Origin of the sequence: Blautia marasmi, assembly GCF_900258535.1 — a bacterium.
Classification (GTDB): domain Bacteria; phylum Bacillota; class Clostridia; order Lachnospirales; family Lachnospiraceae; genus Blautia; species Blautia hominis.
Map to the genome: position 1 here is coordinate 4,159,482 of NZ_OIWX01000001.1, position 24,567 is coordinate 4,184,048.

The window sequence follows — 24,567 nt, forward strand, 5'->3', positions numbered from 1 at the left end:
TAAGAAAAGAACCATTCAGAGCTTAAATCCATAGATTAAGCGGAATGGTTCTTTTCTATTCTGTTGTATATAGATACAGACCAAGGGTGGAGGGCTGATTTTAAGAAATCATGCATCCTGAAGCTTAAACCAAACATCCACCGTCCTGTTCACAACTTCGTCAATCCTGTCTCTGTCCCTGTTCTCGATCACTTCATAGACCGCCATATGGGTCTGATACACATATTCGCCATTCTGGTGCTTATGGGTATTGGTAATGGATGCCTGCATAAAGTCCATGACAAAAGCATATATCCTGGCAGCAATCTGGTTATGGCAGGCCAGGCCCAGGAGACGGTGAAAATCCAGGTCATTTTCTGTTATTTTGGACTGGGCAGCTCCGCTGTCGATTAGTGTCTTTAGTTGTTCCAGGTTTTCCGCAAGTTTTTTGCGTTCCACGGCATTCTCTTCGTAATGCTCCAGAACCAGTTCGAGAATATCCGTTTCAAATATTTTCCGAAACTCATAGAGATTGGAAATGTCAGGGTTGGATACAAAAAAACTGAACAGAAGGGAATCAATCAATTCGTTTCCCGGTGTTTCACACACATAGGTCCCGTTTCCTACCCGAATGTCTACCAGTCCGAACGCTGAGAGGATTTTCATGGCTTCCCTTACGGAGCCGCGGCTGACGCCTAAACCCTCGGAAATTTCCAGTTCATTAGGAAGCTTATCTCCTGGTTTCAGGCGCCTTTCCATCAATAGCTGTTTGATGCTGTTTACAACTATATCTACAGCAGACTCTCGTTTGCTGGCCTCAAATAAATTACTCATATTTTATACCACTCCGATTATCATTTATTTATTCTAATACGTAACTGTTCAGTACCCTCACAGTTACAGGCAAAAATCCATGCAGAATCGCCTTTGGCGATGGGATTTTTGCTTGGCTGCGGAATGCTTTCTTACGGTCAGCGCAGTGAACGCGCAGATCTACTGAATAGTTACTCTAATACTATCAAAAAAAAGATAAAACGTCAAACAAATGAACAGAAATCGTTATTCGCGGCCAGTCGCAGACAATATCCCGCCAGATATTTTTCTTTATTCTCCCCAGAGATTCATAGCTGTGGATGGCTGTAGGATGGACCAGGTATCCACGGAATTGGTGATAACCTCATCAATCCTGCCGGCATCCCTGGATTCGATCAAATCCACAATATCTCGATGAAGTTCATAAACAATTTCACCGCTGCGTCCTTTATGAGTTGCGGCAATGGAAGGCTCCATAAAGTCTATGATGAAATTATAAACCCGTTCAGCCAGCAGATTTTTGGAAGCCTGACCTAAAAGTCTGTGAAATTCCAGGTCATTTTCTGACAGTTTTCTGCCGGAGTCAGCGACAGCCATTAGACGCTCTAACTGCTCTAAATTCTCCCGAAGCGCTTTCCGTTCTTTTCCATTGTCATCGTAATGCTCCAGGATCATGGTGAGAATATCAATTTCAAAGATATGCCGGAACTCGTACAGATCATCAATCTGTGGATTGGAGATAAAGAAACTGAACAGAAGGGAATCCATGGTGGTATTTCCCGGGGTTTCACATACATATGTGCCGTTTCCCACCCGGATATCCACCAGCCCGAAAGCAGTCAGGATCTTCATAGCCTCCCTGACCGAACCGCGGCTCACGCGCAGTTCCTCCGATATCTCCAATTCGCTGGGAAGCTTATCCCCTGGTTTTAATGTTCTTTCCATTAACAGTTGTTTGATACTGTTGACAACCAGATCTACAGCAGATTCCCGCTTGCTTGCCTCAAATAAATTACTCAAATATTCACCTCCAAACGGTTAAAAGTTAGTAAGAGTCTCAAATGATTTAGCAGTTGTTAATATCTTATCATGGGGAAACATCATACGTCAAATATTAGATATAAGATATTTTGCATAATATTTCCTAGGAAAATTTATTTAATTTTAACAAAATAAACATATAAAATAAAAAAGTTAAGAAAATTTATTGACAAATCAGTCGATAAATGATATACATAAAACATCAGATGTTTAACGAACGACAAATGAAATGAGAGAAAAGGAGATTCACTATGAAAAACAAGATTTTGGCAGCTCTGCTGACCATAACATTGGCAGGAGTTATGACCGGATGCGGAAACAGCAGCGGAGGAGGGAATACTGATACCTCTGCGGCACAATCCTCAGGCAGTACAGCAGACAGCGGGACAAAAAGCGAAGACACCATGCTTGGGGCAGACAGTGCCACAATGAGATTAAAGGTGGGAACGACCACAGCACCGGAAGGCCATTATGTAAAAGGCCTGCAGGAAATGCAGAAGTTGCTGGAGGAATACAGCAGCGGGGAGATGACGCTTGATATTTATCCAAACTCTCAGTTGGGAAATGAAAGAGATATGATGGAAAATGTGGGAATGGGCGTACAGGAGATGTGTCTCATATCTACAGGTCCCATACCGAATTTTGTCTCTGATTTTGCGGTTCTGGACCTTCCTTACCTGTTTGAGGATGAGGAACATGCATATGAGGTGCTGGATGGTGAAGTGGGAACTTCCCTTCTGCAGCAATTGGACAGCCAGGGAATCAAAGGAGTTGGTTTCTGGGAAAACGGGTTCCGTGAGGTGACCAATGACAAAAAAGAAATAAAGACACCGGATGACTTAAAAGGCATGAAAATCCGTACCATGGAAAACAGCGTACATATGGAAACATACCAGTCATTAGGCGCAACAGCAACTCCAATGGCCTGGAGCGAAATATTCACAGCCCTTCAGCAGGGAACCGTGGATGGACAGGAAAATCCAATTGCCATCATTGAGTCGGCAAAAGTATATGAGGTACAAAAATACGTTTCCATGATTGACATTTTCTATTCCCCCTGTGTGCTGATGATTGCCCAGAGCACTTATGATGGATTTACGGACGCGCAGAAAGAGGCCTTCGACAAAGCAGCGGAGGAAGCGAAGGATTATCAGAGGGATTACAGCAGCAACTATAATAAAGAAGCAATAGAAAATATGAGGGATGCAGGCGTTACGGTTACAGAAGTGGATAAAGCGGTGTGGAAAGATGCAGCGAGTGCGGTATACGACCGGTTGGACAGCCTGAAGCTGAATAAGGAACTGGTAGAAAAGATACAGTCATCTAATTAAATAGAAGGAGTGGACATTTTGGAAAAGCTGTTTAACGGACTTAAAAAGGCGGAAGAGGTGCTTCTGGTTGTGTTAATGATCCTTATGTGCGCAGTTATCTTTGTTGCCACGGTTGCGCGTTTCACCGGTTTGTTTGTGATCCCATGGGCAGAAGAACTTGCAAGATACTGTATGATCTGGGTGATCTTTCTGGGGATTGGTGTTGCGGCGTGCAATGGAGAGCATTTCTGCGTGGAAGCTTTGGAACTGTTTTGCTCTAAAACAGTGCTGAAGGTGATATACATACTGGATTCGGTACTGGTAGTTGCATTTAGTTTTTTTGCCTCCTATTACGGAGTGACCATTCTGCAGAAGCAGATGGCAAGCGGGCAGGTTACGCCGAGTCTGCGCTGGCCTATGTGGATCATGTATCTGTCCATTCCTCTGGGACTGATTCTGATGGCCCTCTGCTATGCGTGGAATACATTTGTGAAGGTTACACAAAAAGAGAAAGCAGAAGAGATTGGGCAAAAGGAGGAAAAGAAAGAATGATCATAGGAATGTTGTTCGGAGTTTTGTTTGTCATGCTGTTTTTGGGCGTTCCCATTGCCATCTGTCTGGGGATTGCGGTATGTGTGGCAATTGTCGCCAGCGGGAATTTCAATCTGCTTCCAGCGGTTGCACAGAGAATGTTTACCCAGGCGGATAATTTTACCCTGATGGCGGTTCCGTTCTTTATACTAGCGGGTAATATTATGGAAAAAGGCGGAATTTCCAAACGGCTCATAGATTTTATTGAGATTTTAATGCGAAGGATCCCGGGCCGCCTGTCTTGTATTACAGTGGTAGCCTCCGCGTTCTTTGGAGCTATCTCCGGTTCCAATCCGGCAACCGTAGCTGCCATTGGCGGTATCACGGTTCCACGGATGAAGGAGAAAGGATATCCGGATGATGTGGCGGCAGCCGTTGCAGCCTCCGGCGGGACCCTGGGAGTTGTCATACCTCCCAGTATTCCCATGGTAACTTACGCGGTGACGGCCTCTGTATCCGTGGGGACTATGTTCATGGCAGGTGTCATTCCGGGGCTTCTGCTAGCGGCAGTGCTGATCGCCACCAACATTGTTATCTGTAAAAAATACGATGCTGCGGAGAACAGCAAAGTTACACTCAGGGCTTTTGCCCACTCTTTTAAAGAAGCACTTCTTGCGATCTTTATGCCGGTCATCATTCTGGGCGGCATTTACGGCGGCTTGTTCACGCCAACGGAATCTGCGGCGGTGGCCTGTGTGTATGCTTTTATCATAAGCGTATTTGTATATAAAGAGCTGACCATAAAAGACATTTATGAAATTTTCCGTAAATCAACCGTGAGTTCAGCCGTTGTCTTATTTGTCGTCAGTATGTCAGCGCCCTTTGCATGGTTTATGACCAACCAGAATATTCCAACCTTCATTGCATCCAGCGTACTGGGACTGTTCACCAATAAGGTGGCATTACTGCTGATGATCAATGTGATCCTGCTGTTCCTGGGATGTTTCCTGGAAACACAGTCCATCATTCTGTTGGTGACTCCTATTTTGCTGCCAATCGCAGCGTCACTGGGATTATCACCAATTGCGTTAGGTATCATCATTATTATCAATACCTCCATCGGTATGATAACACCGCCGATGGCAGTGAATCTTTTTGTCGCTTCGGGTATTGCCAATACCAGTATAGGTAAGATCAGCAAACGGATCATCCCGTACCTGTGTATAGAAGTGGCAACTCTGCTGGTCATGACTTTTATTCCGGCAATCATCACCTGGCTTCCTGGCATGATGGGAGTTTGATCGTAACTTATAAACATATAAATTTTAAGGAGGTTTTAGCATGAATAGCGCAGAACTGAAACAGGTGGCTGATCATCTTAGGATGACAGCCGTGGATATGGTATACAGAGGGAAGGACGGACATCCGGGACCGGCACTGTCCATTGCAGATATTATGGCAGCACTTTTCTTTGATGTGATGAGAGTGGACCCTGCAAACCCTGATTGGGAGGACAGAGACCGTTTTATCCTGTCAAAAGGCCATGCCTGCCCCATTTATTATGCCGCATTGTCAGAAAAAGGATATTTTGGAGAAAAAATAGAGGACTTCAAGCTGAGAGCACTGGGAAGTAGGTTCCAGGGACACCCGGTCATGAACAAGACAAAGGGTGTTGATATGACATCCGGTTCCCTGGGAAATGGCATTTCCATTGCCGGAGGCATGGCTATGGCCGGTAAATACAGAAAGAAGGATTACTATGTATATGCCATTGCCGGAGACGGGGAGCTTCAGGAGGGAGTATGCTGGGAGGGGATAAATTCCGCAGCAGCCCATAAACTGGACAATCTGATCGTATTTGTGGACAAGAACGGATGGCAGAGCGGTGCCTCTGTGCAGGATACCATTGGCTCAAATAATATAAAAGAGCGTTTTGAGGCTTTCCGGTGGGATGCACAGGAGATTGACGGGCACGATATTGATGCGATCAAGGCAGCCGTCGCAAAAGCGAAGGAAGTTAAGGGAAAACCAAGTGTGATCGTATGTAATTGTGTAAAAGGAAAAGGACTTTCTTTCATGGAAAATGACAATGCATGGCATAAGGGAGTACCAACAGAAGAACAGTACCAGCAGGCGGTAAGAGAATTAGGAGGTATGGAATAATGACAGAATTTAAGGGGACGAGAGAGGCCTTTGCTGCTGCGCTTATTGATCTGGCAGCAAATGACGATAAAATCATGTTTGTTTCACCTGACTCATTAAAAGCAATGCGTGCCACAAAGTTTGCAGAGCTGTATCCTGACCAGTATGTGGAGGTGGGGATATCCGAGCAGAATGCGGTGGATACGGCGGCAGGACTGGCGGCAGCAGGATTAACTCCGTTTGTAGGCACTTACGCTGGATTTATGACCATGCGTGCCTGTGAACAGATGCGGACATTTGTGGCATATCCCAACCTGAATGTAAAGTTTGTGGGCATCAACTCCGGGCTTCTGGGAGGAGAGAGAGAGGGAGTTACCCATCAGTTTTATGAGGACCTGGGAATTCTCTCAAATATACCCAACTATACGATCCTGACACCAGCGGATGGATATCAGACGTACAAAGCAGTACAGATGGCAGCAGAGATCAACGGGCCGGTATATGTCAGGGCCGGAAGCGGAAGAGAGGCAAATGTGTACGAAAAAGATGCACCATTCTCCCCGGAGGGAATAACTATCCTGAGAGAATACGGAGATGACACACTCCTTTTGTCCAGCGGTTTTGTACTGGAACGTGTTCTTGCCGCAGCGGACCTGCTAAAGGAACAGGGTGTGAACGTGACAGTGGGAGATATCAACATTTTATATGGAAAGAACCCGGAGAAGATAGTGGAAGCGATCAAAAAAGCGAAAAAGATCGTGACTGTGGAAGATCATAATGTGAACGGCGGTCTGGGGGCATACATAAGCAAGCTGGCAACAGAACATGCACCGAAATTTGTAAAACGTATGGGGCTTACCACCTTTGGAGAATCCGGCCCTGCAAAAGAACTGGCGGATTTTTACGGATTCTCACCGGAGAATATTGCAAAAACGGTAAAAGAAAACTTATAACAGCCATTGGTATAGTGATAATGGAATAATTGGAAAAGAGGAAAAAACATGAGTAAGATCGTAGTAAGTGTAATTGGTGCAGGCGGTAAAATGGGAACAAGGACAAGCAACAATCTGGCAAAAAAACCGGATGCGTTTGAACTGCTTCTGGTGGAGGCCACAGATGCCGGAATAAAGAGCATCAAAGAACGTGGCTTCCGGCCGACCCCGGTGGAGGAGGCCCTTACAAAAGCTGATGTGGTGGTATTTGCCGTGCCGGATACCCTGATCGGAAAGCTCTCGGCCATCTATGTGCCCCAGTTAAAACCCGGAACCGGATTTATCATTCTGGACCCGGCGGCGGCAGTTGCCAGGGAATTGACACTGAGAGATGATTGTACTTTTGGTGTGGCCCATCCCTGCCATCCATCTTATTTTCTGGATCAGGACACCTTTGAGGCACGTCAGGACCGTTTTGGCGGTATGGGCGGAAAACAGGATATTGTCATGTCCAAGATCCAGGGGGAGGATGAGCGGTTTGCGCAGTGCGTGGAGGTTGCAAAACAGATGTATGCGCCGGTGGAACATGCGTATGTTATGTCCTCTGAACAGATTGCATTTTTAGAGCCGACACTTGTGGAACTGCTGGGAGCTACCTGCCTGTATGCCATGGCGGAGACCGTGGAGGAAGCAGTAAAACGGGGAATCCCTAAGGAAGCGGCAGTGTCTTTTCTCACCGGCCATATCTACAATCTGTCCGCCAACTTCCTGGGATACATTCCCGGAAATCCGCCCGTATCGGATGCGTGCAAGGTGGCGATCGGACTGGGCAGCCGTCTGGTAATGAGGGAAAACTGGAAAGATATCTGGAAAGACGAAGTGCTGGACAAAGTCATTGCAACCATGCTGCATCCGGAGACCCCGCTGATTTAACGGGAATAAGAAGCTTTTGCAGAAAGGATAAAAAGAGAATGAAAATTGTTGTGTTAGACGGTTATACCGAAAACCCCGGAGATTTATCCTGGGGAGATATGGAAGAACTGGGGGAGCTGACGGTTTATGACCGCACATCCCTCACAGATATGCAGGAGGTGATTGACAGGATCGGTGATGCGGATGCTGTTATCACCAATAAAACACCCCTTCCAAAAGAAGTGTTTGAGGCCTGCAGAAACATCAGATATGTGGGAGTCCTTGCCACAGGATATAACGTGGTGGATGTGGATACTGCCAGGGAGAGAGGCATACCTGTCTGCAACATTCCAACATACGGTACCGCCGCGGTGGGACAGTTTGCCATTGCCCTGCTGCTGGAAATCTGCCATCATATCGGCCATCATGACAAAGCAGTCCATGAGGGAAGATGGGAAAAGAACTCTGACTGGTGCTTCTGGGATTATCCGCTGATTGAACTGGCTGACAAGACCATGGGGATCGTTGGATTCGGAAGGATCGGACAGGCTACAGGGCGTATTGCAAAAGCCCTGGGAATGAAGGTCATCGCCAATGACGAGTACCCCAATGACTGCGGAAGAGAGATTGCCGAATATGTATCCAGAGAAGAATTATTTGCCCGGGCAGATGTGATCGCCCTGCACTGCCCGCTGTTTCCATCCACTCAGGGACTGGTGAATAAAGAGAGCATTGCAAAAATGAAGGACGGCGTGATCATTATCAACAATTCCAGAGGGCCGCTGATCGTGGAAGAAGATTTGAGAGATGCCTTGAACAGCGGTAAAGTTGCCGGAGCCGGACTGGATGTAGTGTCCACGGAACCCATCAGAGGGGACAATCCGCTTTTACAGGCCAAGAACTGCATTATTACACCTCATATTTCCTGGGCTCCAAAAGAGTCCAGACAGAGGCTTATGGACATTGCAGTAGAAGATTTAAAAGCATTTACAGACGGTGATCCGATCAATGTAGTTAATAAGTGAAAGTAAGTTTTTCCATGTTATGATACAGGAATATCAGCCTAGATAGATTTATTATGATCACTCCCCTGGGTACTGCCATGTCCGGGGGAGTTTTCACCTGAATCAGTAGATATTAGATATTCTGCATATGACCTGGGTGTTGGCATGTCCAGGGGAGTTATTCCGCATGTGACCTGGGTGCTGTCAATGTCCAGGGGAGTTTGTGCGGTTCGAGCTTTAGATGCAAATCAATGATGCATATTCACAAAGTATAAAAATACTTTTGGAAGGAGATTCATCAGTATAAAAGCAAAGGAATTAAAGTATGTCATTGACTTTTTTTTAAGGCAGCCGTATAATATATTTATCGAAGCAGCCGACAGGTAGATGCACACTACCCGTCCCGGCAAATTAGTATAGTAAAATAGTTGTCCTATTCTTTGGCGGGAGCAGGACGGCTATTTTTTATGTATTTGGACCACCAGTGCTATGATACCTGTTATCATAATGATAGAGGTAAAGAAATCACCATATGTTATGTACATAAACAACACCCCTTTCCGTAAAACTCGGAACGGGATAGAGAGCCGCCTGTTCGGCTGCCTGGAGAAATATATTCATATTATGTCTTATTTGGATAATACAAGGATAGACAAAATGAGTTATTGGAAAGATATAATGTAGAAGAAACAATACAGAAATTGTTTATTGCGAGATTAGATTATTATACTATGCTTTTATGAAGAGAACAAGTATTCGGACGCTATTCACAAATTTTTGGCATTATATACAAAAGACAGCGCGTTTTTTCAGGCTAAAATTTAGTCCTGTAATTCTAATAAAATACCCGGCGGACGCAAAGCGGAAAAGGTCTGCCGGGTATTTTCTATATTATTTTAAAGTTTATTGCATACAACCGTTCCTGTCTTGCCTTCAATCCCATCCTTTGCCTTCTGAAGGAGCGTGATCAGCGCCTTCCTTCCCGGCTTTGAGGAAGCAAAATCAATGGCAGCCTCCACTTTGGGAAGCATAGAGCCGGGGGCGAACTGGCCTTCCCGGGCGTATTTTTCAGCCTCGGATGTGGATATGGCGGACAGCCATGTCTCATCCTCTTTGCCGAAATTGATGGCAACCTTCTCAACGGCTGTCAGGATGATGAGATAATCCGCGTCCAGTTCCTTAGCCAGAAGGCAGCTTGCAAAATCCTTGTCAATGACAGCGCTGGCTCCCTTCAGATGATTTCCCTTCAGGGTGACGGGAATCCCGCCGCCGCCGCAGGCGATCACAACTTCGCCGGAGTCCACTAAGGAGCGGATAGCACCGATCTCCACAATCTCCTGAGGTTTCGGGGAGGCGACGAAGCGGCGCCAGCCTCTGCCTGCATCCTCACGCATAATGTGGCCGTATTTCTGTGTAATGACTTTGGCCTCTTCCTCACTTAAAAATTTTCCGATGGGTTTGGAAGGGGTGTCAAATGCCGGATCATCTTCATTGACACGCACCTGTGTCACCATGGTGGATACCGGGATGTTGTCAATGCCGCGGTTCAGCAGTTCTTCCCGCAGAGCATTCTGCAGATCATATCCGATATAAGCCTGGCTCATTGCCACACAGACGGAAAGCGGAGTGTTGGGCTGTGCGGCATCTTCCCTGGAAAGGGCAGCCATGGCGTTGTTGATCATGCCAACCTGTGGTCCGTTACCGTGTGTAACGATGACCTGGTGGCCTTCTTCAATCAGGTCCACGATGGCCTTTGCCGTTACTTTAACGGCAGCCATCTGTTCCGGAAGTGTATTGCCCAGGGCATTGCCGCCCAGGGCGATGACGATTTTTTGTTTCTGCAAAGTAAAAACCCCCTGTTCTTACATGAATGCGTACCTTATATTATTTGAACTTACGCGGCTGGTCCCGTTCTTCCAGTTTCTTTAAAACTTCTGCCGGGTCATCAAATTTGCTGAGCATGATCATGGCAGCAATAATGTACGGTTTGAAGCTGGCTTCCTTGTAAAGCGGTGTGCGGTAACGGTCAAATACAGAGGCATCCACCTCACCGGATTCACAGCTAAGCCCTGTGATGTCAGCAGGCAGGCAGTGCAGATAGAGTGCTTTGCCGTCCTTTGTGGTCTTCATCAGTTCTTCTGTGCAGGCCCAGTCTTTGTGCTGCGCATTCTGTGCCAGAAGCTCTTTCTCTAATTTATCAATACCATCAAAGTCGCCTTTTCCGTATAAATCGGTTCTCTCTTCCATAGCAGCAAAGGGTGCCCAGCTCTTTGGATATACAATATCAGCGTCCTTAAATGCCTCTTCCATACTATTGGTGCGTTTGAAGCTGCCGCCTGTCTTTTCTGCATTTTTCTTAGCCACTTCCTCAACCTCAGGCATAACTTCATATCCTTCCGGATGAGCCAGCACCACTTCCATGCCGAAACGTGTCATCAGACCGATAACGCCCTGAGGAACAGACAGGGGTTTGCCGTATGAAGGAGAGTAAGCCCATGTCATGGCAAGTTTTTTGCCTTTTAAGTTCTCCACTCCGCCGAACTCGTGGATGATGTGGAGCATATCAGCCATACACTGAGTGGGATGGTCAATGTCACACTGGAGGTTTACAAGTGTGGGACGCTGCTCCAGGATGCCGTCCTCGTAGCCTTCTTTCACAGAATCGGAAACCTGATGCATGTAAGCATTTCCTTTTCCGATGTACATATCATCACGGATACCGATCACATCAGCCATGAAGGAGATCATGTTGGCTGTCTCACGTACAGTCTCCCCGTGTGCGATCTGGGATTTGCCCTCGTCTAAATCCTGTACTTCCAGGCCCAGCAGATTGCAGGCGGAAGCGAAGGAGAAACGGGTACGTGTGGAGTTGTCACGGAACAGGGAGATGCCAAGGCCGCTCTCAAAAACTTTTGTGGAGATATTGTTCTGGCGCATAAAGCGCAGAGCATCTGCCAGGGTAAATACAGCTTCCAGCTCGTCATCGGTCTTCTCCCAGGTCAGGAAGAAGTCGTTTTCGTACATTTCTTTAAAGTTGAGTTTGTTTAATTTATCAATATAATCCTGTAATGTTTTCATGGTTTGATATTCCTTTCTATTTATGATCATTAATTTGTAACTATTCAGTAGATCTGCGCATTCACTGCGCTGACCTACTGAAAACATTCCGCAGCCAAGCAAAGATCCCATCGCCAAAGGCGATTCTGCATGGATTTTTGCCTGTAACTGTGAGGGTACTGAATAGTTACATAAATTCCTATTATTTGCAGTATTCAGTCGGAAGAGCAGCATACACAGCAGCGCATCTCACAAGATCTTCTTTCCAGGTCTTCTCATTGGGGGCATGAGCCTGAGCCTCCTTGCCGGGGCCAAAGCCGATGCACGGAATGCCGAAGCGGCCCATAATGGAAACGCCGTTGGTGGAGAAGGTCCATTTGTCAATGCGGGGTTCTCCGTACAGTTCTGTGTAAGCGGCAGCCATAGCTTCTGTCACTTTGTGATCCTCCGGAATGACCCATGTGGGGAAGTAGCATTCTGTAGGATAAGAAAGTCCGGTCCAGGAGGGGCGTTCGTAATTGTACATGGATACTTTTGCACCGTGTTTTTTCACGGACGGCAGGGCACGGATCTCATCCAGACAGCTTTCCCAGGTTTCCCCTGCAGTCATGCGGCGGTCAAGAGAGATAGCACATGAGTCTGCAACCGCGCAGCGGCTGGGGGATGTGAAGAAGATCTCGGATGTGGTCACGGTACCGCGGCCGAGGAAACGGGCTTCTTTCCATTCTTTGTTGTATTTTTCATCCAGCATTTTCACAAGACCTTTGATCTCGGTGGAATCCTCAGCGTCATTTTCATTGAGGTCACGGACTTCCTGGAGAATGTCAGCCATTTTATAGATAGCATTGTCACCGCGTTCCGGTGCGGAGCCATGGCAGGAGACGCCTGTTACATCCACACGGATTTCCATACGGCCTCTCTGTCCTCTGTAGATGCCGCCGTCTGTAGGTTCTGTGGATACAACAAATTCAGGTCTTACTTTGTCTTCGTTTACAATATACTGCCAGCACAGACCGTCACAGTCTTCCTCCTGGACAGTTCCGGTTACCAGTACGGTGTAGCGGTCATCCAGAAGTCCCTGGTCTTTCATGATCTTGGCGCCGTACACGGCAGAGACAATACCACCCAGCTGGTCGGAAGTTCCACGTCCGCCGATTTCCGTGTCAGACTCAAAGCCTTCATAAGGGTCAAACTCCCAGTTGTCGCGGTTTCCGATCCCGACCGTATCGATATGTGCGTCAAAACCGATGAGAGTCTTCCCGCTTCCCATGTAGCCCAAAATATTTCCCATGGGGTCAATGACAACTTTATCGAATCCCAGGGCGTTCATTTCCTGTTCAATCCGTTTTACATGGCCTTCTTCGCCTACGCTTTCACCGGGAATCCTTACCAGGTCCCTTAAGAACTTTGTCATTGCCTGCTCGTAACCCTGTGCTGCTTCTTTGATCTTACCGTAATCCATAATGAAATCCTCCCAATACATTTATTATTCATTTAAAATAGTTTCCTGTTTCCGGCCCTGACGGCAGGGCGTCAATCATATTGTTTCCCGTCCCACACAATTTCTTTGTAGCGTTCCGGGTCCGTGTCGCCTTCTGTGGAGAAGAGGAGTACCTTTGCTGTTTCATCCAGCTTCAGGAAACTGCGCAGTTCCCTGTATTTATCCTGTTCCATGATGGCACTTAAAAGCCCCATGCCCACAGCGCCGGATTCTCCGCTTGTCACCTGTGGGTCTCCTTTTACGGGAGCTGCCAGCATGCGCATGCCTCTGGCAGATACCCAGTCCGGGCAAGAGGTAAAGACAGATACGTGGTTTTTCAGGATATCCCAGGAGATGGTGTTTGGCTCTCCGCAGGCAAGCCCGGCCATGATGGTGGGCATATCGCCGTCCACAATGCGGATATTACCGTCAGCTGCTTTGGCGCCTTTGTAGAGGCAGGCAGCTGAATCTGCTTCCATCACTACAACCACAGGCGGGTTATCCGGATAGCGGTTAGCGAAATACCCCTGTACCGCTCCTGCCAGGGAACCTACACCTGCCTGGATGAAAATGTGGGTAGGGCGGTCACAGCCGTATTCCCTGAGCTGTTCATCAGCCTCAGAAGCCATGGTTCCGTATCCCTGCATGATCCAGGAAGGGATTTCCTCGTAGCCATCCCATGCAGTATCCTGTACCATGACGCCGTTGGGTGTTTTTTCCGCCATGGCATTGGCCCGGCGGACACATTCATCATAATTGACTTCCGTGATGGTGGCGTCTGCGCCTTCTTTTTGAATATTTTCAAGACGGGTCCTGGTGGAGCCTTTTGGCATGAGGACCACGGATTTCTGTCCCAGTCTGTTGGCAGCCCAGGCAACGCCGCGTCCGTGATTGCCGTCTGTTGCTGTGAAGAAAGTGGCCTGCCCGAATTCTTTTCTCAGCTCCTCGGAGGTGAGCACTGCGTAGGGCAGTTCGCTTACATCTCTGTGGGTCTGTTTGGCAATGTAGTTAGCCATGGCAAAGGAACCGCCCAGCACTTTGAATGCATTCAGACCGAAACGGTAGGATTCATCTTTTACAAAGATCCCTCCAAGACCCAGGTGTTCTGCCATGTGATCAAGCTTTGCCAGCGGTGTTTTGCTGTACTGCGGAAAGCTTTCGTGGAATGCTCTGGCTTTTGCTACATTTTCCAGTGACATAACCGGAAGAGACGTGTCTGCCGTCTTTGGCATTTTATTCTCTGCCCATTGGATTTCTTTCATTTTTTTTCTTCCCCCTTTTCTTTGTTCACATCGGTATAGCTATATAAAGTATATTTGGAAATGCCGAAATAATTTGCCACCTTGTCACCGGATTTGGTGATGAGGAAGGCGCCGGAGTCGTTTAAGAACTGGATGGCCTTTACTTTATCTTCCTTGGTCATCAGCGCCACCGGTTTGCCTACCAGACTGACGGACTCTTCAATGAGATGGTCCAGAAGGTCATTTACGTTATGTGTGATTTCCGGAGCTGCTTCTTTTTCCTTCTCCTCGTCGGTATCAGTCAGATTGTGGATCGCAGCTTCTAAGGTCAGGAGCTTGGTAATATCATAATTAATACCGAGAATGTAGTGAAGCTCCTCTGTTTCATCTTTTATGTAGAAGGTGGAAGACTTCAGAACTCTTCCGTCTGCTGTCCGGGTCAGGTAGCCTGCCCTGTCCGTCAGATTCTCCGGGTGAGTTTCTTTTAATGCCTTCAGTACCACGTTTGAGGGGCCGTCACCTAACTGTCTGCCGGAGACATGGCCGTTTTCCAGATAGACAATGGAGTGTTCCAGGTCCTGGGTCTTTAAGTCGTGGATCACGATCTCACAGTCCGGTCCGAACTGTCTGGCAAGGCCGGCGGCCACTTGTTTCAGTAATTTTAATCTGCCCATAAGAAAGCTCCTTTCTGACAGGTTTTCTTTTTCTTGTTAATTCCATCATAGCATACTTTTTTGAGATTGCAAGAGGTTTTTACAAAAATTTTTAGGTTATCTAAATATTTTTTGAAAAAGTGCGTCCAATCCCTTGAAATAAGGGTCTGCAGGTGTTATAGTTAGGATATCAAGGAAGGCATGAATATGAGAGAGAGAACATTAAAGATGGTGGTTACGTTCGGAACCACGACCAGGGCCATGGGGATGGAAAAGATGTGCAGGGAACAGGGACTTCCCGGGCGTTTGATCCCGCTGCCGAGAGCAGTGTCAGCCGGATGCGGCCTGTCCTGGTGTACGGAGGTTCAGGAGAAAGAGAGAACGGAGAAAATGATGCAGGAACACGGAGTCCTGTACGAGGGTATTTATGAAGTATTGGTGTAAGGTATGGACGGATACCCGGCAACGGTCCGGCTGATTGGATCGTTATGTATTGGTGTAGGAAAGGGGAACCATATGGGTGGTTCCGGATGGGAGGTTTTTATGTATACGTTCTATGTTAATGGAAAAGAGTACAGGAGTGAGAAGGAGGGCAGGCTTCTGGACTATCTCAGGGATGAACTGGGACTTACAGCCGTCAAGGAAGGATGCAGTGAGGGGGCCTGCGGAACCTGCACGGTTCTGGTGGATGGGAAAAAGATGAAGGCCTGTGTAGTCAAGCTGTCCAAAGTGGACGGCAGGCATGTGACTACAGTGGAAGGAATCCCGGAAGAGGAGATGAAAGTGTATGTACACTGTTTTGCTGAGGCAGGGGCTGTACAGTGCGGTTTTTGTATTCCGGGCATGATCATCTCTGCCAAGGCTCTGCTGGATGTAAACCAGAATCCAACCAGACAGGATGTGAAGAAAGCGATCCACGGCAACATCTGCCGCTGTACCGGATATAAAAAGATAGAGGAGGCCATTCTCATGGCAGCAGACTTTTTCAGGGAAAAACGTGAGATTCCCGGAGAGGAAGCGGAGGGCGGTATCACACGCAGGTTCAAACGCGTAGATGCAGAGGAAAAGGTTCGAGGTACAGGCAGATATGTGGATGATATTGTACTGCCGGATATGGCTTATGCAAAGGCACTGCGCTCCCCTTATCCCAGATGCCGGATCAATCATATTAATATAGGAAAGGCACTGGCTCACCCTGACTGTGTGGCTGTCTATACGGCAAAAGATGTGCCGGAGAATATCTGCGGTCATATTAAAAAAGACTGGGACGTGATGATCCCGGAAGGCGGAATCACCAGATATGTGGGGGATGCGCTGGCGCTTGCAGTGGTGAACCGCAGGGAGAACCTGAATGAAGTGTTAAGTCTGATCGAAGTGGATGCAGAAGAACTGCAGCCGGTGACAGATCCCAGAAGGGCGCTGGAAGAAGACGCGCCTAAGGTACATGAGGAGGGAAATCTGCTGGCTAAAAAGCAATGTATCCGGGGTGATGCAGACGCCGCCATCAGAAACTCCAAATATGTAGTGACACGCCATTACAGCCTGCCCTTTACAGACCATGCGTTCATGGAACCGGAGTGTGCCGTTGCCTTTCCGGAGGGTGAGGACGGAGTACATCTGTACACTTCAGGCCAGTCGGTCTATGACGAGCAGAGGGAGATATCCGGTATCCTGCAGATTCCCCCGGAGAAAGTCAAGGTGGAATCCATGCTGGTAGGCGGCGGTTTTGGGGGCAAGGAGGACATGAGTGTACAGCACCATGCGGCCCTGTGTGCCTGGCTGCTGAAACGCCCGGTTAAAGTCCGTTTTTCCAGGGCGGAGAGCCTTATGTGCCATGTGAAGCGCCATGCCATGGAGATGGATTTCACTACGGCCTGTGATGAAAACGGATATTTGACAGGAATGAAAGCCGTGATCTACGCGGATACAGGGGCCTATGCTTCTCTGGGAAGCCCGGTGCTGGAGCGGGCCTGTACCCATGCGGCAGGGCCTTATAATTACCAGGATGTGGAGATCATCGGGTATGGCGTCTACACGAACAATATTCCTGCAGGCGCATACAGGGGATTTGGTGTGACCCAGAGCTGCTTTGCTACGGAATTCAATCTGGACCTGCTGGCGGAGCAGGTGGGTATTACTCCGTGGGAGATCCGTTACAGAAATGCGATCCGTCCGGGGCAGACTCTGCCAAACGGCCAGATCGCCACTGTGGACTGTGCACTGGCGCAGACGCTGGAAGCGGTAAAGGATATTTATGATGCCCATCCCTACGCGGGGATCGCTTCCTGCATGAAAAACAGCGGAATTGGTGTGGGAAACCCGGATGTAGGCCGGTGTAACCTGAGAATCCGGGACGGGAAAGCGGAGGTACTCACCTCAGCCGCCTGTATGGGGCAGGGCGTGGGAACAGTGGCAATACAGATCGTCTGTGAAACCACAGGGCTGAGACCTGACCGGGTGATACATAAGATGGCAAATACCATAGACACACCAGATTCCGGTACCAGTACGGCATCCAGGCAGACTCTTTTTACAGGGGAAGCCACACGGAGAGCTGCGCTTAAACTAAGAGAGGCCCTGCTGGAAAAGAAGTCTCTAAAGGAGCTGGAAGGACGGGAATTTTATGCGGAGTACACAGGGGAGACAGATGCCATGGGTTCCCCGAAAAAGCATCCGGTAAGCCATATTGCTTATGGATATGCAACCCAGGTGGTGATCCTGGATGAGAGTGGAAAAGTGACTGAGGTGGTGGCAGCTCATGATGTGGGAACTGTGATCAATGTCCAGTCCTGTGAAGGACAGGTGGAAGGCGGCGTAGTCATGGGTCTGGGGTATGCGTTTACGGAGGACTTCCCAATGGTAGACGGAAGACCTGTGCTGAGTTACGGAAAACTGGGTCTATTCAGGGCAACAGCCACACCGGACATCAAGTCTATACTGGTGACTTCTCCCAATGTGCTGACAGAAGCTTACGGCGCAAAGGGTGTAGGGGAGATCTCCACAGTACCCACAGCACCTGCCTGTGCCCATGCTTATTACAGGCTGGATGGAGTGGAACGGAGAAAACTGCCCCTGGAAAATACATTTTACAGGAAAGAAAAGAAGAAAGGGTGAGGTCATATGAAACTGCTTTTACAGAATGGAACGGTTGTGAACGGACAGGAGAGCGGGAAAAAGGATATTCTCGTGGACGGGGAGACCATATGCAGAGTGGAAGAGAACATATCCCCGGAGGAAGCAGATGAAATCCTGGATCTGGAAGGAAAACTGGTGTTTCCCGGATTCATCGACGCACATACACACTTTGACCTGGAGGTGTCCGGGACTGTGACAGCAGATGACTTTGCCAGCGGAACCCTTGCGGCCATAGCCGGGGGAACCACCACCATTGTTGACTTTGCCACACAGAATAAAGGGGAGACTCTGGGGGAGGCGCTTGCCAACTGGCACCAAAAAGCGGATGGGAAAGCCTCCTGTGATTACGGGTTTCATATGGCCATCTCAGACTGGAATGAGGAGACCTTTGCCCAGATTGAAGATATGATCGCAGCAGGTGTGACTACGTTTAAACTGTATATGACATATCCCGCCATGAAGCTGAATGACGGTGAAATATACGAAGTGCTGAAACGGCTGAAGGACATGGGCGGAATCGCAGGCGTGCACTGTGAGAACGCAGATGTGATCGACGCCCTGATACGGGAGGCAAAAGCACAGGGCAGACTGGATGCTGATACACATCCCAAGGTACGTCCGGCCCAGCTTGAGGCTGAGGCTGTACACCGTCTGCTTGTGACTGCACAGACGGCAGGCACACCCATCATTGTGGTACATCTGACCTGTAAGGAGGCCTGCCGGGAAATTGAGGAGGCCAGAGCCAGAGGACAGGAAGTGTACGCAGAGACCTGCCCTCAATACCTGCTCATGGATGACAGCCTCTATGAACAGGGGGGCGCGGAGGCGGCAAAGTATGTGATATCACCTCCCCTCAGGAAAAAAGAAGATCAGGAATGCCTTTGGAAAGCTTTGAAAGAGGAGCGGATACAGACCGTTTCCACAGACCACTGCAGTTTTACCACGAAGCAGAAAGCCATGGGAAAAGAAGACTTTACAAAAATACCAAACGGTATGCCGGGTGTGGAGACAAGGGGAACCCTTCTCTATACCTATGGAGTCAGGGAAGGCAGGATCTCTCTGGAACAGATGTGCCGTTTCCTGTCTGAAAATCCGGCGAAGCTGTACGGAATGTACCCGGAGAAGGGGTGCATTGCGCCGGGGAGCACAGCAGATTTAGTTGTGATGGATCCGGAAAAGGAGGCTGTGATCACAGCCTCCACCCAGCATTATGCCATGGATTATGCCCCCTTTGAGGGAACAAAAATAAAAGGATGTATTGACAAAGTTTATTTGCATGGTACTCTTGTAGTAGACAAGGGTGCAGTACAGATAGAAAAAGCGGGCAGATATGTGCCCAGAAAAAAATATGTTGCTATCCACAGCCCTGCAAAAGTGCAGTTTGGTGAACAGTAACAAACCTATACAGCACCTCAGTAAAAAAATACTAAAAAGGTGAGATCATGGAACATAATATTGATGCAAAAGGGCTTGCCTGCCCAAAACCGGTCATATTAGCAAAAAAAGCCATGGATGCGTGCAGCCGGGGAGATGTAGTCCTCATCACAGCGGATAATGAGATGGCAGTGGAAAATCTGCGCAAACTGGCAGCATCACAGAAGGCGGAGTACGCGTCCACAAAACTGGGGGAAAAAGAATACCGCGTAAGAATTACAGTGACCCAGGAAAAGGAAAACCAGACAGAGGCAGAATTTCCGGTAAACTGTTTTGTTCCTACCGCGGATAACACTGTTGTGGTCATCTCCTCAAAAGAGATGGGGAACGGGGATGAGGTGCTGGGGAAAATCCTGATGAAAGGATTTATCTATGCCCTGACGCAGCTTCCAAAGCTTCCTGAGACAGTGCTGTTATATAATGGAGGCGCGCACCTGTCCTGTGAAGGCTCTGAGGCATTGGAGGATCTGAAAAAGCTTGACAGGGAGGGCGTGGAAATCCTCACCTGCGGAACTTGTTTGAATCATTACGGAATTACGGAACAACTGGCTGTGGGCAGAGTGACCAATATGTATGAAATCGTGGAAAAACAGGCAGACGCCTCTAAGATCATACGCCCATAGAGCGGTAGTATAAGCAGGTTAGGAGAACGGATTATGAGACCAATTGTAGTAAGAGGCGGCGGCGACCTGGCAACAGGAACGATCCATCGTCTTGGCAGAAGCGGGTATCCTGTCATCATACTGGAGACTGACAGGCCTTCTGCAATCCGCAGGCTTGTGGCTTTTTCCCAGGCTGTTTACGATGGGGAGGCAGAAGTGGAGGGGATGGTGTGCCAAAAGGCGGGGAGTGCCAAAGAAGCGTTGGAGCTGGCTGCTCCCATGTCCCCGGTCCTGCTTGTGGACCCTGTATGCAGCTCCCTTGATACGCTGCAGCCGGAAATCCTGGTAGACGCCATTCTGGCAAAACGGAATCTGGGTACCAGAAAGGATATGGCGGAGCTGACCATTGCCCTTGGGCCGGGGTTTGAGGCCGGACGTGATGTGGATTATGTGGTTGAGACAAAGCGGGGACACTATCTGGGCAGAATACTGAATGAAGGCTGTGCCATACCAAACACAGGGGTACCGGGTATGATTGGCGGCTATGGAAAAGAGCGGGTGGTCCACTCGGACTGTGCCGGTATTTTCCGGGCAAATGCCTCGATCGGTGACTGGGTGGAAGCGGGGACACCGGTGGGCTATGTGGAAACCCCGGAGGGACAGCGCTGTCCGCAGATCACAGTGATCTCCGGCGTGCTCCGGGGCATTTTGCCGGACGGATACCGGGTGACAGAACATTTTAAGTCAGCGGATGTGGACCCCAGAGAGGAATCCCGGGCGCACTGCCGTATGATTTCAGATAAAGCCAGGTGTATTGCCGGCAGCGTCCTGGAACTGGTGAGTGCCTTTGAAAAGGGTGTACTGAAGTGAATAAAAGTTTATTGGATATGCTGAAAAGTTTAGGGAAATGGCCCAAGAAGCCGGTGATCTCCCTTGTGGGCGCAGGGGGTAAGACCACCTGCGCTTATCTGTTGGCTGAGGAACTGGCCAGGGAAGGGAAAAAAGTGCTGGTCACTACCACCACACATATGGAGCATCCGGCTTTTTTGGGAAGAAATGGGGTCATCGACAAATCCCCGGAAGAAATAAAAGCTGCCGCAGAGAAGTCCCCGGTGGTGACAGCCGGAACCTCCGGTCCGGGCGGGATGAAGATGCGGGCTTTGCCCCAGGCGGTTTTTAAGGAAGTGCTGCCTTTTTTTGACGCGGTTGTCATAGAGGCCGACGGGTCCAGACGCCATCCCTTTAAAGTGCCGGCTTCCCATGAGCCGGTGATCGTTGAGGGGACCACCCATATTATGATCCTGGCAGGCATGCCGGCTATGGGGAAACCTCTGGGTGAAGTCTGCTTCCGGATGGAGGAGGCAGAAAAGCTGGTCTGCCAAGCAAAGATGGAAGGTAAAGGAAGCTTATCCGGTATGTGTCTGACGCCCCGGCTTGCGGGATATCTGCTGGAGGCCGGGTATGTGCAGCCCCTTAAGACACGGTTCCCGGGTGCGGAGCAGATGATTCTGCTGAACCAGACGGAGGACGGGAATGCAGTGGCAGAAATGGGGGAGCATACCAGTGTACCTGTATTTGGAAGACCTTCCTTACCGGCAGCAGGCCGCGGACAAATCCACTTGATCTTACTTGCCGCAGGCTTTTCCAGGCGTTTTGGGGAGAACAAGCTTCTGTACGAACTGGACGGCAGGCCAATGTACCGGTATCCATTGGAGGTCCTGGAAACCCTGAGAGGACTCAGAAAGGACATTGCCTCTGTCTGTGTGGTGAGCCGGTATGGAACCATACTGGAGGATGCTGCGGAAAAAGGTTTTTGCGCGGTGGAAAATAAAGAGAGCGTACTTGGCATTTCCTCTTCACTCAAACTTGGGATCCGGGAGAGCAGGAGGGTGTGCGGCACGGATGAAAAAGAAGAAGATTTTTACTGCTTTTTTGTGGCGGACCAGCCCCATCTGCGGGCAGATACGGTGAACCGTTTTCTGGATGGCTTTTTGAAAAGCGGAAAGAAGATAGGGTGTCTGGCAAAGGGAGACACTACAGGCAATCCGGTGATCTTTCATGAGACATATATTCCGGAGCTGCTGCGTCTTGAGGGGGATACAGGGGGCAAAAAAGTTTTGAAAAAGCATCCGGAAGATGTATTCCTCTGTGATGTGGGGGAAGAAATTCAGCTTCATGATTACGACAGCAGACAGTCTTTGGAGATAACAGAACGATAAGATAAAAAATGGGCAGAAAGTGTGCAGCAGAGCATACTTTCTGCTCATTTTTGTGCCAGAAGCTTTGCCAGATTAAGTATAGCCATAGCCTGCTCCTCATTTAACTGGCGGGTCAGACGGACCAATTCCGCCTCATAAGATGATGGGTAGAGAATATCGGCATCCTCCCTGAAAAACTCCGAGAGATGAATCCCAAGAGGGGACAGCAGTGCAGTAAGGATCTCTATGCTGGGAATACTCTCGCCCTTTTCCACTCTTCTGATATAGTTAATGGAAACATCACTTAATTGAGAGAGTTTATAGACACTTATCTGTTTATCTTTGCGGAGCTGTGCAAGAGTTTCACCGATATTCATAAAAATCCTCCCTATATGCAGCATTGCATAAAACATAAAAGACATGACATATGCTATTTCTTATGCTGTGCAGATTTACCTTCTACGAGTATATGCACTATATTATGCCTTAATAGGGATAAAATTATAAGCCAACAATAATTGTTTACAATAGTGTTATATTGTTGTAATATAATAGATATTCGGTATCTGTTCCTCAGGCCTGCGCATTTCCGGTTTTGACCGAAAAAACGTTGTGACGGTGAGGGCTGAACCGTTACGATTCGGTGATTACGAAGGGTGGTGGAAGATTTGGTTTATACGGTGATCTTTGAGGTGGACATAAAAAATAACCAGATACTATTTTTTCATACAGGTTCCCTGTCGGTAAAGCTGAAGGCCGGGGTCCTGTACGATTATGAGGATTTTTTGGAACAGTTTATTATAGACAATGTTTATGAGGAAGAAAAGATATACCTTTATCAGAATTTTAATATAGAGGCGCTCAGGAGCGCATCCGTAAATAAGAGAGAAAACATTACCTGTGATTTTCGGCTCCGGCCGGAGGGAAACCGGGAATACCGCTGGTTTACCATGAGTCTGATGCTTCCCCACGGAGCAGGCGGAGCCGTGGGCGCCATTCTGGATATCCATGAAAAGAAGATCCATGAGCTGGAGATGCAGCACCAGGCATCCCATGATGCCATGACAAACCTATTGAACCGCCAGGCATTTGAACGGGCTGTATTTTCCTATTTCATGCAGGGCGAAAAAACAGGCGCGTACTGCCTGATGGATGTGGATAATTTCAAACTGGTCAATGATACAAGAGGGCACGCCTACGGGGATATCGTGCTGATGAAGATCGCAAAGATACTCACGGAAAACACTCCGAAAAGGACCATTATTGCCAGGTATGGGGGGGATGAATTCTGTATGTTCTTCCCGGGGATTGACCGGGCGGAACAATTAGAGCCTGTCCTGATAAAAATCCTGGAGAATGTAAGGAAGGAAGAGTTTGATGGAATGCAGCTTTCCGTGTCTGTGGGGGTGTCTTTTTATCCAAAGCATTATACAGAAGAAAAGAACTCTATAGGAAAATATGCGGATGTGGCCCTTTATAAGGCAAAGGAGTCAGGAAAGGACAGCTATTGTTTTTACAGTGAAGAGATGGGGGAATTTTGAAGAAAGAGATCCCTTTCGGGCAATGCTGCTGCGCCGAAAGGGACTGCCCTCATGATTCGGGATATACAAGACGGTCCGGGCCTATATGGTTTAGTACCTGGTCCAGATATTTTTTTGCCAGATAGTTTGCCATACCCAGATTCATATCCAGGTAATTGCCGCAGTCTTTTGGGGAAGCACCTGGAACCTCATCGCTGAAATCACGGATAAATACAAACATTTCTTTTAAAAGTCCTACAATATCAGAGGATTCATAATCACCCGAAAGCAGTAGATAAAAACCTGTACGGCAGCCCATGGGGCCAAAGTAAATGATCTTGCTGCCGAATTCTCTGTGATTTCTTAGGAAAGTGGCTGCCAGATGTTCAATGGTGTGTACCTCCGCAGTGTTCATGACCGGTTCCTCGTTGGGGGAAGTCATGCGGATGTCAAATGTGGTGATCACTTCCTGTCCAACATGATCTTTTCGGGATACATAGATGCCCGGCTGCAGCTTTATATGGTCAATGGTAAAGCTTGCTATTTTCTCCATTACGTTTCTCCTTTTTCTTGTTTTTTCATT

General features: G+C 48.3%; 23 protein-coding genes. 14 read left to right on the forward strand and 9 right to left on the reverse strand.

All coding sequences use genetic code 11. The features are described from left to right. Window positions 1–108: 108 nt before the first annotated feature. Together C6P39_RS17995 and C6P39_RS18000 are read right to left on the reverse strand one after the other, a co-directional pair. Window positions 109–813, reverse strand: a complete 705-nt coding sequence (locus tag C6P39_RS17995) for a FadR/GntR family transcriptional regulator (protein WP_104804711.1) — start codon at window positions 811–813, stop codon at window positions 109–111. 270 nt (window positions 814–1,083) lie between these two features. Then, on the reverse strand, window positions 1,084–1,812 hold the full coding sequence (locus C6P39_RS18000) for a FadR/GntR family transcriptional regulator (RefSeq protein ID WP_095170961.1): 729 nt from the start codon (window positions 1,810–1,812) through the stop codon (window positions 1,084–1,086). Between the two features lie 272 nt (window positions 1,813–2,084). On the opposite strand from C6P39_RS18000, the gene C6P39_RS18005 reads away from it, so the two are divergent. From C6P39_RS18005 to C6P39_RS18035, 7 genes are read left to right on the forward strand one after another with little or no spacing between them, the layout of a single operon-like run. Continuing rightward, the gene (locus C6P39_RS18005; RefSeq protein ID WP_104804712.1) at window positions 2,085–3,164 is read left to right on the forward strand and encodes a TRAP transporter substrate-binding protein; all 1,080 of its coding nucleotides are present in this window, start codon (window positions 2,085–2,087) and stop codon (window positions 3,162–3,164) included. Window positions 3,165–3,182: 18 nt separating this feature from the next. Further along, complete coding sequence (locus C6P39_RS18010; protein ID WP_095170956.1) at window positions 3,183–3,695, forward strand: TRAP transporter small permease; 513 nt, start codon at window positions 3,183–3,185, stop codon at window positions 3,693–3,695. Then, a complete protein-coding gene (locus C6P39_RS18015; protein ID WP_242987074.1) occupies window positions 3,692–4,975 on the forward strand; it encodes a TRAP transporter large permease in 1,284 nt (427 codons plus the stop codon). Before C6P39_RS18010 ends, C6P39_RS18015 begins: the two co-directional genes overlap by 4 nt. Window positions 4,976–5,015: 40 nt before the next feature. Beyond that, a complete protein-coding gene (locus C6P39_RS18020) occupies window positions 5,016–5,837 on the forward strand; it encodes a transketolase (RefSeq protein WP_095170954.1) in 822 nt (273 codons plus the stop codon). Further along, window positions 5,837–6,769, forward strand: a complete 933-nt coding sequence (locus C6P39_RS18025) for a transketolase family protein (protein ID WP_104804713.1) — start codon at window positions 5,837–5,839, stop codon at window positions 6,767–6,769. Before C6P39_RS18020 ends, C6P39_RS18025 begins: the two co-directional genes overlap by 1 nt. Before the next feature lie 48 nt (window positions 6,770–6,817). Beyond that, on the forward strand, window positions 6,818–7,681 hold the full coding sequence (locus tag C6P39_RS18030; protein ID WP_095170950.1) for a phosphogluconate dehydrogenase C-terminal domain-containing protein: 864 nt from the start codon (window positions 6,818–6,820) through the stop codon (window positions 7,679–7,681). A gap of 38 nt (window positions 7,682–7,719) precedes the next feature. Next, window positions 7,720–8,685, forward strand: a complete 966-nt coding sequence (locus C6P39_RS18035; RefSeq protein WP_104804714.1) for a D-2-hydroxyacid dehydrogenase — start codon at window positions 7,720–7,722, stop codon at window positions 8,683–8,685. Between the two features lie 875 nt (window positions 8,686–9,560). Here the strand turns inward: C6P39_RS18035 and arcC are convergent. The 5 genes from arcC to C6P39_RS18060 all read right to left on the reverse strand — a co-directional run bounded on the left by arcC (window position 9,561) and on the right by C6P39_RS18060 (window position 15,116). Next, window positions 9,561–10,508: a carbamate kinase gene (gene arcC / locus C6P39_RS18040; protein WP_095170945.1), complete on the reverse strand. Its 948-nt coding sequence runs from the start codon at window positions 10,506–10,508 to the stop codon at window positions 9,561–9,563. Between the two features lie 40 nt (window positions 10,509–10,548). After that, entirely contained in the window at window positions 10,549–11,742 is a 1,194-nt protein-coding gene (ygeW, locus tag C6P39_RS18045) for a knotted carbamoyltransferase YgeW (protein ID WP_104804715.1), read from the reverse strand. A gap of 181 nt (window positions 11,743–11,923) precedes the next feature. Beyond that, the gene (locus C6P39_RS18050; RefSeq protein ID WP_095170941.1) at window positions 11,924–13,183 is read right to left on the reverse strand and encodes a YgeY family selenium metabolism-linked hydrolase; all 1,260 of its coding nucleotides are present in this window, start codon (window positions 13,181–13,183) and stop codon (window positions 11,924–11,926) included. A gap of 71 nt (window positions 13,184–13,254) precedes the next feature. Continuing rightward, a complete protein-coding gene (gene dpaL / locus C6P39_RS18055; RefSeq protein WP_095170939.1) occupies window positions 13,255–14,463 on the reverse strand; it encodes a diaminopropionate ammonia-lyase in 1,209 nt (402 codons plus the stop codon). Continuing rightward, window positions 14,460–15,116, reverse strand: a complete 657-nt coding sequence (locus C6P39_RS18060; RefSeq protein WP_065542669.1) for a helix-turn-helix transcriptional regulator — start codon at window positions 15,114–15,116, stop codon at window positions 14,460–14,462. Before C6P39_RS18060 ends, dpaL begins: the two co-directional genes overlap by 4 nt. 186 nt (window positions 15,117–15,302) lie before the next feature. Here C6P39_RS18060 and C6P39_RS18065 point away from each other — a divergent pair, with 186 nt between their 5' ends. The 6 genes from C6P39_RS18065 to yqeC all read left to right on the forward strand — a co-directional run bounded on the left by C6P39_RS18065 (window position 15,303) and on the right by yqeC (window position 22,485). Continuing rightward, window positions 15,303–15,539: a DUF3343 domain-containing protein gene (locus tag C6P39_RS18065; protein ID WP_104804716.1), complete on the forward strand. Its 237-nt coding sequence runs from the start codon at window positions 15,303–15,305 to the stop codon at window positions 15,537–15,539. Between the two features lie 99 nt (window positions 15,540–15,638). Continuing rightward, a complete protein-coding gene (gene xdh, locus C6P39_RS18070; protein ID WP_104805981.1) occupies window positions 15,639–18,209 on the forward strand; it encodes a selenium-dependent xanthine dehydrogenase in 2,571 nt (856 codons plus the stop codon). 6 nt (window positions 18,210–18,215) lie between these two features. After that, window positions 18,216–19,625 (forward strand): dihydropyrimidinase, encoded by a 1,410-nt coding sequence (gene hydA / locus C6P39_RS18075; RefSeq protein ID WP_104804717.1) that lies wholly within the window; start codon window positions 18,216–18,218, stop codon window positions 19,623–19,625. 47 nt (window positions 19,626–19,672) lie between these two features. Continuing rightward, window positions 19,673–20,287 (forward strand): sulfurtransferase-like selenium metabolism protein YedF, encoded by a 615-nt coding sequence (gene yedF, locus C6P39_RS18080; protein WP_104804718.1) that lies wholly within the window; start codon window positions 19,673–19,675, stop codon window positions 20,285–20,287. Between the two features lie 33 nt (window positions 20,288–20,320). After that, window positions 20,321–21,136, forward strand: coding sequence for a selenium-dependent molybdenum cofactor biosynthesis protein YqeB (gene yqeB / locus C6P39_RS18085; protein WP_104804719.1), 816 nt, complete (start codon window positions 20,321–20,323; stop codon window positions 21,134–21,136). Next, a complete protein-coding gene (gene yqeC / locus C6P39_RS18090) occupies window positions 21,133–22,485 on the forward strand; it encodes a selenium cofactor biosynthesis protein YqeC (RefSeq protein ID WP_095170929.1) in 1,353 nt (450 codons plus the stop codon). The genes yqeB and yqeC overlap by 4 nt, the downstream gene beginning before the upstream one ends. A gap of 44 nt (window positions 22,486–22,529) precedes the next feature. On the opposite strand, the gene C6P39_RS18095 is transcribed toward yqeC, so the two are convergent. Continuing rightward, window positions 22,530–22,841: a helix-turn-helix domain-containing protein gene (locus C6P39_RS18095; RefSeq protein ID WP_095170927.1), complete on the reverse strand. Its 312-nt coding sequence runs from the start codon at window positions 22,839–22,841 to the stop codon at window positions 22,530–22,532. A gap of 279 nt (window positions 22,842–23,120) precedes the next feature. Between C6P39_RS18095 and C6P39_RS18100 the strand changes: the two genes are divergently transcribed. After that, window positions 23,121–24,005, forward strand: coding sequence for a GGDEF domain-containing protein (locus tag C6P39_RS18100; RefSeq protein WP_104804720.1), 885 nt, complete (start codon window positions 23,121–23,123; stop codon window positions 24,003–24,005). A gap of 49 nt (window positions 24,006–24,054) precedes the next feature. On the opposite strand, the gene C6P39_RS18105 is transcribed toward C6P39_RS18100, so the two are convergent. After that, a complete protein-coding gene (locus tag C6P39_RS18105; RefSeq protein ID WP_095170921.1) occupies window positions 24,055–24,537 on the reverse strand; it encodes an S-ribosylhomocysteine lyase in 483 nt (160 codons plus the stop codon). Window positions 24,538–24,567 lie beyond the last annotated feature (30 nt).

Bases quoted from the DNA above. Each gene is read 5' to 3' on its own strand.
- C6P39_RS17995 (WP_104804711.1), bottom strand. From the start codon at position 813: ATGAGTAATTTATTTGAGGCCAGCAAACGAGAGTCTGCTGTAGATATA.
- C6P39_RS18005 (WP_104804712.1), top strand. From the start codon at position 2,085: ATGAAAAACAAGATTTTGGCAGCTCTGCTGACCATAACATTGGCAGGA.
- C6P39_RS18015 (WP_242987074.1), top strand. From the start codon at position 3,692: ATGATCATAGGAATGTTGTTCGGAGTTTTGTTTGTCATGCTGTTTTTG.
- C6P39_RS18020 (WP_095170954.1), top strand. From the start codon at position 5,016: ATGAATAGCGCAGAACTGAAACAGGTGGCTGATCATCTTAGGATGACA.
- C6P39_RS18025 (WP_104804713.1), top strand. From the start codon at position 5,837: ATGACAGAATTTAAGGGGACGAGAGAGGCCTTTGCTGCTGCGCTTATT.
- C6P39_RS18030 (WP_095170950.1), top strand. From the start codon at position 6,818: ATGAGTAAGATCGTAGTAAGTGTAATTGGTGCAGGCGGTAAAATGGGA.
- C6P39_RS18035 (WP_104804714.1), top strand. From the start codon at position 7,720: ATGAAAATTGTTGTGTTAGACGGTTATACCGAAAACCCCGGAGATTTA.
- ygeW (WP_104804715.1), bottom strand. From the start codon at position 11,742: ATGAAAACATTACAGGATTATATTGATAAATTAAACAAACTCAACTTT.
- C6P39_RS18050 (WP_095170941.1), bottom strand. From the start codon at position 13,183: ATGGATTACGGTAAGATCAAAGAAGCAGCACAGGGTTACGAGCAGGCA.
- dpaL (WP_095170939.1), bottom strand. From the start codon at position 14,463: ATGAAAGAAATCCAATGGGCAGAGAATAAAATGCCAAAGACGGCAGAC.
- C6P39_RS18060 (WP_065542669.1), bottom strand. From the start codon at position 15,116: ATGGGCAGATTAAAATTACTGAAACAAGTGGCCGCCGGCCTTGCCAGA.
- C6P39_RS18065 (WP_104804716.1), top strand. From the start codon at position 15,303: ATGAGAGAGAGAACATTAAAGATGGTGGTTACGTTCGGAACCACGACC.
- xdh (WP_104805981.1), top strand. From the start codon at position 15,639: ATGTATACGTTCTATGTTAATGGAAAAGAGTACAGGAGTGAGAAGGAG.
- hydA (WP_104804717.1), top strand. From the start codon at position 18,216: ATGAAACTGCTTTTACAGAATGGAACGGTTGTGAACGGACAGGAGAGC.
- yedF (WP_104804718.1), top strand. From the start codon at position 19,673: ATGGAACATAATATTGATGCAAAAGGGCTTGCCTGCCCAAAACCGGTC.
- yqeB (WP_104804719.1), top strand. From the start codon at position 20,321: ATGAGACCAATTGTAGTAAGAGGCGGCGGCGACCTGGCAACAGGAACG.
- C6P39_RS18095 (WP_095170927.1), bottom strand. From the start codon at position 22,841: ATGAATATCGGTGAAACTCTTGCACAGCTCCGCAAAGATAAACAGATA.
- C6P39_RS18105 (WP_095170921.1), bottom strand. From the start codon at position 24,537: ATGGAGAAAATAGCAAGCTTTACCATTGACCATATAAAGCTGCAGCCG.